Source organism: Eubacterium oxidoreducens (assembly GCF_900104415.1).
Classification (GTDB): domain Bacteria; phylum Bacillota; class Clostridia; order Lachnospirales; family Lachnospiraceae; genus Eubacterium_C; species Eubacterium_C oxidoreducens.
Window position 1 is genome coordinate 124,604 of sequence record NZ_FMXR01000012.1, and the last position, 7,525, is coordinate 132,128.

Here is a 7,525-nt window from a genome sequence, read left to right on the forward strand (position 1 = left end):
AAAAGGTGGCAGATAGAATTTAAAAATAAGCATAAATATGCTACTATAAGAGTAAGTTTTAACTCAGTCGGAGTATAAGCTCCGACTGAGTTAAACGCTCCGCGAGGATGCGCACGGATTCGGACAGGAATTTGTCTGCTGAAGCAGACCCGAATCCGGCGCGCAAGACTCGCGAGCGAGTCTTGAATACGCAGGGGGAGCGGAGAATGAGAAGATGCATTTTACGAAAACCTATGGTTACGATGATTGTGGTGATGCTGCTCTTTGGACTGTTAAGTCCGGGGATTCATTTGTATGCAGCAACATCCGATGGCTCAGGTGAGTCAAGAACCGTAACCGTAGGTTTTTTTACGGATGCTCCAAGTCTTATGACATGTAACGAGGATGGAACGAATAAAGAAGGATATGCCTACGAATACCTGCAGATGGTAGCAAACTTCTCGGGGTGGAAGTGTGAATATGTCTATGGAACCTGGACGGAGCTGTGGGAGAAGTTTGAAAATGGTGAGATTGATATCCTGGAGGACGTGTCATATTCTGAGGAACGAGCGAAGACGGTATTGTATCCGGATTATCCGATGGGCGATGAAGCTTACTTTCTCTATATGTGCAGAGAGGAAAGTGGAATTGAAAAGGACAATTTGGAAGAAACGCTGCAGGGCAAGAAGATTGGCACAATAAAAAATACAATCCAGACGCGGATTTTAAAGGACTGGCTTACGAAGCATGAGATTGACAGTGAACTGGTTGAGTATGAGACAAGAGAAGAACAAAATGCCGAGTTTGAGCGTGGCTATCTCGATGCTATATTAGATTATGAGGCTTATGCGCAGTCAGAATGGACGCCGCTTACGAAGATTGGAGAAACAAGTTTTTATATGGCGGTATCGCAAGGGAATGAAGACATCCTGGCAGAGCTGAATACGACAATGGAGCAGATACGCGAGGTTATACCGGGATATAGCGAAGCTATCTACTATGAATACTATTCGCCGGCTTTGGTAAGCTCTAATCTTTCAGACGCAGAGCAAAACTGGCTCGATACACATGATAAACTTATCTGTGGGTATGTGCCGGACAGCCAGTTTTTTACCAAGAGTACTTATGACGGCAAGATATTTAAAGAAATCATCGATCAGATGAAACACCAGCTGAATATTACATCCTATGAAGTTGAGTATAAGGAATATGACAGTTATACTGCGCTTAGGAAGGCTTTGCAAAGTGGTGAGATCCATGTTGCCTATCCTTTGTATGGAAGTGATTATGTTGGAGAGTTGGAACAGTATGGAACTATTTGTGATATCTCAGGTCTCGCGCTTGGTTCTGTGAATAAACAGCGGGCCAAGATCGGAGATGCTGAGAAAATTGCAGTGGTCGGCGGCAGTGTGATGGAAGATTATGTGACAGAGCATTATCCGAAGGCTGAGATTGTCGAGGTTACCGACAACAAGGAGGGCGTGGAGCTGGCTAAAGATGGCAGCGTGGACTCTGCTGTGTTTCAGTATCGAGACGCCATTGAAATGATAAGAAACAGTCGGTCATTCGAAGGAATGGAAGTTGTTCAGCTGTCTGATATCTTGCCGCTTAGTATGGCGGTATCTACCGATGAGCCGGAGCTGTATATGTTGCTTACTAGGGGCAATTCGCTCTTGCCATCCGATTATCTGAGTGAAGCAACTGCCAGAAATAATCTTGTTGTGGCAGATTATTCCTTGAAGGAGTTTATCCAGAATCAGCCGGGGCTGGTGGTCAGCGTAAGTATTATCTTCCTGCTCGTTTTAATATCTCTGATGCTGGTAATTCGAAGCCGAAATAACAAAGCACGTCAGCAGGTGGTTTTAGAAGAAGCGAGAGTGAAGGCTGAGGCGGCCAACATGGCAAAGTCTTCCTTTATCTTTAATATGTCGCATGATATTCGAACTCCGATGAATGCTATTATCGGATATACAGATTTGCTTAAGAAAAAAGAGGTAAATGAAGAAAAAAGGCAGGAATATCTTGCCAATATTCAGACATCGTCAAAGTATCTTTTGGATATTATCAATAACGTGTTAGAAGTGGCACGCATCGAAAGCGGTAAGGCATCGGTTACGGAAACGCTGGTTGAAGTAGAAGAGTTTTGTAAGGTGATAGGGATTATCTTTGGGGAAGCACTTAAAGAGAAAGAGCTGATCTATGAGAATAGTATGCAGGTTACAAAAACGCTCTTGTATATGGATAAGACGAAACTTCATCAGGTCTTTTTAAATGTAATCAGTAATGCCATCAAGTATACACCGCAGGGGGGCACCATCAAGATGGTGGTCGAGGAAATACCGGATGACAGGGAAGGGTATTGTCATGTTCGGACAACCGTTACTGACAATGGAATTGGGATGTCAAAGGATTTCCTTCCGCATATCTTTGATGAATTTACAAGGGAGCATACCTCTACGGAAAGCAGGGTGGTAGGTTCCGGACTTGGTATGGGAATTACCAAGCAGCTCGTGGAAATGATGGGCGGTGAGATTCGGATTGAAAGTGAATTGAAGAAGGGAACAACGGTTACCATCGATATGTGGCATCGACTTCCAAAAGAAGAGTTGCATACAGAACATGAAGAGATTGAACATAAGAAGCAAAACAATATAGAAGATTACGCAGGCAAACGAATCTTACTGGCAGAAGATAACGAGCTGAATGCAGAGATTGCGATGGAAATCTTAAAGGATGCATCCCTTGAGGTTGAATGCGCGGAAAATGGCCAAAAATGTATTGAGATGCTTACAATGGCGCAGGAAGATTATTATGCGCTGGTTTTAATGGATATTCAGATGCCGGTAATGGATGGATATGAGGCAACGCGCCGGATTCGTACATTGGCGGATGAGAAAAAAGCCACCATTCCAATTGTGGCAATGACGGCAAATGCATTTAAAGAAGATCGTATAAAGGCAGAAGAGGCAGGGATGGATGATTTTATCACGAAACCGATTGATATCGGCAGAATGCTTAAGGTTCTTGCCAATGTCCTGGATGAATCGTGAGAATATTCTGAATATTTTAAAATAACGAACAAGTTAATAGAAAACGGTTGACAAAGCACCTAAGTCGTATTATCATTAGATTACCAAAAAGGTTACAGATTTTGAACAGATAATCGCAGGAGGATTAGTTCATATGACGGTTTGTAATCAGCGAAGGGAGAGTCACCCGACGTCATCAGAAACTTGGAAGTTTTGGGGAAGAGTTTCAGATTTAGGAGGTACGGTCCAAAGAAAACTTAAGTAAATACTCGAAGTTTAATGAAAGGCATAGGTGTAGACAATGAAATTACAGATTATTTGTAAGTAGCCCGGTCGAGAGGTACAAGATAAATCGATCGGGCTATAATTTTGCGCATTTTTATGCTATCTTATATGGGATTACTTATCATACGAGGAGAATCCGTTATGAAGTATTACTTTGCGCCAATGGAGGGCATTGGCGGATATATTTATAGAAACGCGCATGCAAAGTATTTTCGGGCATGTGATAAATATTTTGCGCCGTTTATTTCACCGACGTACGATACGATTCTTAAGACGAGGGAGAAGGAAGATGTCGCACCGGAGCACAATGATACGATTCAGTTAGTGCCGCAGATTCTGACGAATAAAGCCGAATATTTTCTGAAGACGGCAGATGTTCTCATGGAACGTGGATACCGGGAGATTAATCTGAATCTTGGCTGTCCGTCTAAGACCGTGGTAACGAAGCATAAGGGAGCCGGATTTTTGGAAAATCCAATTATGCTGGCGGGGTTCTTTGAAGAGCTGTTTAATGAAATCGATAAGAGCGGACGTGATCTTAAGGTTTCGGTTAAGACGAGAATCGGACTGTATGAAGAAGATGAGGCGCCGCAGATTTTCCGCGTATTTTGGGACTATCCGATTACGGAGCTTACCGTGCACCCGCGTCTTCAAGAAGATTATTATAAGAACAAACCGCATATGAATGTGTTTGCGGATATTGTAAAGGAAGCGAAGGTGCCGCTTGTGTATAACGGTGATTTAAATTCGATAGAGGATATACGAAGTTTTGAGCAGCAGTATCCTAGTGTACCGGCGGTTATGATGGGAAGGGGATTTTACCGTAATCCGAACCTGTTAGACGGAGAGCCGGATCGCAAAGTGCTATATGCGTTTTTAAAAGAACTAGAGCACAATTACAGTGAAGTGTTGCCAGGAGATAAGACGGTTTTATTTAAATTAAAAGAGATCTGGTCTTATCTTATGGAGAAGTTTACAGGCTGCGAAAAACAGTGGAAGAAGATTAAAAAAAGTCAGAATCTAAAACAGTATGATGCGGTGGTAGAAGAACTTTTTATTTAATTAAAAAATGTTATAAATCCGAAAATGAATTGGCATTTTTCAGGGAATAATCTCCGTGTTAAAATAATATCAGGTAAATAATAAGGGATATTTTTAGGAGGTTTTTACATGAAATTTGAACATTTGTTAAGCCCGATGAAGGTCGGAAATAAGACGTATAAGAATCGAATTGTCAGTGCGCCGATGGCATTTTCACTGATTGTACAAAATCCAGATGCACAAGGCCCTACCTACCGAAAGCTTGAAAGTAGTGCGAAAGGTGGCAATGCCTGCGTAATCGTAGGAGAGCTTGATGTCAACTTTAGAGATGCTGTTCGAATCCCGGGCTTTACTTACGTAGATTTTGCAGATCCAAACCAGGATCCAAAAACATTTGACGCCGTTGCAGAATATGCAAGACGTATTCATAAGCATGGCGCAATCGCACTCGGTGAGTTGGTGCATTGCGGAAAAGAGAAGGTACCGTTTAACGACGAGCAAGAGGCAATCGGACCGGTTGAAACCGTGAACTCAGCAGGTGTTCCTGTTCGTGCCATGACAAAGGAGGATATGGATCGTATTGCCAATGACTTTGCAGTTGCGGCTACTTATATCCAAAAGGCTGGTTATGACGGAGTGTTATTCCATGGTGGTCATGGATTTATCTTTACACAATTCTTATCACCACTTATGAATACAAGAACCGATGAGTACGGAGGCTCATTGGAAAATCGCGCAAAATTTCCACTTCAAATTATTCGTACGGTAAGAGAGGCCGTTGGGGAAGATTTTCTTTTGGAGCTTCGTATTGATGGAACGGATCATCAGGAAGGTGGGATTACACCGGAAGAGACCGGTCAGTTTGTACAGTGGGCAGAAAAGTATCTCACTTCCATTCATGTAACATGTGGAATCTATGAAGAGTCCGTTAAGTCCGGAACGGAAAGTTCGATGTTTCATCAACATGGATTAAATATTGAGCAGGCGGCAATCATTAAACAATATACATCCCTTCCGGTTGGCTGTGTTGGTGGAATCAATTCACCGGAGCAGGTAGAACAGGCAATAGCGGATGGAAAGATTGATTTTGGTATATTTGGTCGTCAGATGCTTGCCGATCCGGAATTTGCGAACAAATGTATTGCCGGAGAAGAAGATCGCATTCGCCGATGTCTGCGTTGTTACAAGTGCTTCCCGGGATCGCCGGAAGAAGGATATGATGATCTTCCGTTTAACAGTGAGCAGCTCGCGCTCTATGTGGGGCATTGTACAATTAATCCACTTGCACATCTTCCATTTGATCCGGAAGAACTTCCGGCGCCGGATAAACAGGGGAAAGTTCTGGTTATCGGTGGCGGCGTTGCCGGCCTTCAAGCAGCTATGACAGCAGCAGATAGAGGGCATAAGGTAACTTTGGTTGAAAAGAGTGATAAGCTTGGTGGATTATTATGGTTTACCGATGTGGATGTCGATAAGCCGGATCTTCGTAATTTTAAGGATATGATGATTCGTGAGGTAGAGCGCCGCGATATCGAGGTTAAGATGAATACCGAGGCTACGCCGGAATTTGTAAAAGAGTTTGGTGCTGATGCGGTTATTCTTGCAACCGGTTCAGTTCCATCCTGCCCTCCAATTCCCGGCATAGAGCATGCGCACCAGGCTATGGATATGTATGCAGGTAAGATAGAAGTAGGCAAGAAGGTTGTTATGATTGGTGGCGGACTAGTTGGCTGTGAAGCTGGTCTTCATCTTCAGAAAACAGGTCATGAAGTTACCGTAGTGGAAATGCTTGACCGGGTTGCAAATGAATCTTTCGGTATGTACCGCGAAGCTCTCGTCTGGGAAATGGAGAAAAACAACATGGGCATGCTTCCTAAGACAAAGTGCTTAAAGATTGAAGCCGATGGTGTAACGATTGAAAATGCAGACGGGGTTCAAAAACTTCCGGCAGATACGGTTATTTATGCACTTGGTATGAAGTCTGTCGATTATGAGGAGCTTAAGAGTGCTGCTGGGGATGCAAAGGTCTATGTCATTGGGGATGCAATTAAGCCGGGTAAGGTGGATCAGGCTACCAGAAGTGGATATCTTGCCGGGGTATCGATAGAGTCAGAGGATAAGACCGGTGTAGATAAGGTTCAGTTCTAATGCTATAGGTTGTGTCAAAGAGCGAATATGAGGTAATCTCTTGGAGGATAATCCGGGGGATTACCTTTTTTTATACACGAAAGAATCTGGTTTTTCGCTCAGGTTCTTCTATGGAAGGAAAATGGATTTTACAAAAAATTTATGAAATGCGTAGTTGACACAGGACGGATAATGCATATAATAATTAACATGGTTAAAGATTAACAGTGTTAAAGAAGAGGTTCTGAATATGAAACATAGTCTTGCAATGGAAGTAATGCAGGCAGTGCATCAATTTTCAAAATTACAGTTGAATAAATTGACGGATTTATATACCCTGCGCGAAGAACAAGTGATGATTACGATGGCAAAAGCGAAGCATGTATTGGGGCTTGATGAGATTCCCGTTTCGCTTGTTTGTGAGCAGATGAATATGTCGGCGGCGTCTGCAAGCCGGTTGTTTCGCTCCTTGGAGGAAAAGGGAATTATAGAAAGGAGAAGCGCCAAGGAATGTAAGCGAAATACGGTTCTTATCTTGACCGAATATGGAATGATGCAGTGCAAGGAACTTCATAAACGAGGAGAGGAATTCTTCGATAAGATATTAGGACAGATTGAAGAAGAGAGAATTCGGGATATGATTTCATTGCTTAACGAATTGTATCATACGGCAAAAGCAGAGTTGGATAACTATAGTAAAGACTAGAACAAAAGAGGTAATGAAAAGTGAGAAATATTTTTAAGAACATGGTTCCCTGTTATGAAGTGACCTTTGTCAAGCAGGAAAGCCTCAACAAACTTTCCACCTGATAATTGTCACATTTGTTATTGTCTGACAGCATCTGGAAAGAGCCAGTTTAACAGTCTCCGGCATGTAGCCACTCTGTTATTCGTGGATTGGTTACCAACAGGCTAATGGTCCGCCGAGAGCCCTGCTATCTATTATCGTGGATCACGGTTTCCCGTGCGCACATAGGGAGAACGCAGTTGGCTCGAACCGTCTTGTCATATTGGCTCCTCCCAGATACCGTCAGCACTATTTACTTGTTATATTGGGCAGAAAT

At 43.0% G+C, this 7,525-nt stretch carries 4 protein-coding genes; all 4 read left to right on the forward strand.

Translation table 11 applies throughout. The annotated features are described in order from the left end of the window. Positions 1–206: 206 nt before the first annotated feature. The 4 genes from BLS20_RS08920 (at position 207) to BLS20_RS08935 (ending at position 7,167) form a co-directional block, all read left to right on the forward strand. A complete protein-coding gene (locus tag BLS20_RS08920) occupies positions 207–3,029 on the forward strand; it encodes an ATP-binding protein (RefSeq protein WP_176762353.1) in 2,823 nt (940 codons plus the stop codon). 405 nt (positions 3,030–3,434) lie between these two features. Further along, positions 3,435–4,355, forward strand: a complete 921-nt coding sequence (locus BLS20_RS08925; protein ID WP_090174028.1) for a tRNA dihydrouridine synthase — start codon at positions 3,435–3,437, stop codon at positions 4,353–4,355. A 108-nt stretch (positions 4,356–4,463) separates the two neighbouring features. Then, on the forward strand, positions 4,464–6,482 hold the full coding sequence (locus BLS20_RS08930) for an NAD(P)/FAD-dependent oxidoreductase (protein ID WP_090174029.1): 2,019 nt from the start codon (positions 4,464–4,466) through the stop codon (positions 6,480–6,482). Positions 6,483–6,711: 229 nt separating this feature from the next. Beyond that, the gene (locus BLS20_RS08935; protein ID WP_090174030.1) at positions 6,712–7,167 is read left to right on the forward strand and encodes a MarR family winged helix-turn-helix transcriptional regulator; all 456 of its coding nucleotides are present in this window, start codon (positions 6,712–6,714) and stop codon (positions 7,165–7,167) included. The last annotated feature ends 358 nt before the right edge of the window (positions 7,168–7,525 follow it).

Coding starts and splice junctions, on each gene's coding strand:
- BLS20_RS08920 (WP_176762353.1), top strand. CDS start 207: ATGAGAAGATGCATTTTACGAAAACCTATGGTTACGATGATTGTGGTG.
- BLS20_RS08925 (WP_090174028.1), top strand. CDS start 3,435: ATGAAGTATTACTTTGCGCCAATGGAGGGCATTGGCGGATATATTTAT.
- BLS20_RS08930 (WP_090174029.1), top strand. CDS start 4,464: ATGAAATTTGAACATTTGTTAAGCCCGATGAAGGTCGGAAATAAGACG.
- BLS20_RS08935 (WP_090174030.1), top strand. CDS start 6,712: ATGAAACATAGTCTTGCAATGGAAGTAATGCAGGCAGTGCATCAATTT.